General features: G+C 67.2%; 1 protein-coding gene. It reads right to left on the reverse strand.

All coding sequences use genetic code 11. From position 1 onward, the window contains the following. On the reverse strand, positions 1-519 hold a 519-nt coding region (locus tag HMPREF0372_RS20010), incomplete at both ends, for a hypothetical protein (RefSeq protein WP_007489547.1).

The raw sequence follows: 519 nt of genomic DNA on the forward strand, positions 1-519 counted from the left end.
CTGCACCGCCTGGCGCAGCCCCTCCAGCTGCTCCCGGTCAAAGACCCGTTCCCTGGCCACCAGCCCGGAGCGGAGAGCGAAGTCCTCCCTGGCGCCCTGATAGTCCTCCATGTAGTAGTGGCCGTTGTTGACCCCGCTCCGGTCATAGTCCCGGGCCCACGTGACGAACTGGGCCCCCAGCCGCGTCTCTGTCCCGGCTAGCACTGTGCCGTTGAACTCTGCCAGCACCCGGTAACCGTCCGCCAGGCCATCCGCCTTCAGAGGTGCGGCATTCTCCAGAATCGTCATGTACTCCATCACTGTCCCCGCCGCCTCCGTGACCTGGGCCAGGGCGGCCTTTGCCCTGCTGGTGTCCACCCAGGTGGGGTCATACCGGACGGCGCCGCTCTCCGTGACCCGGCACAGGATGCAGCCGTTCCACTCCACCGGGAGCAGGCCGTCCTCCTCCACCGGCCGGGGCAGCAGCTCCCGCCGCCGCAGGGCGTAGGACAGTTCCTCGAAATAGGTTTCTTTGGTCAT

Origin of the sequence: Flavonifractor plautii ATCC 29863, assembly GCF_000239295.1 — a bacterium.
Lineage (GTDB): Bacteria > Bacillota > Clostridia > Oscillospirales > Oscillospiraceae > Flavonifractor > Flavonifractor plautii.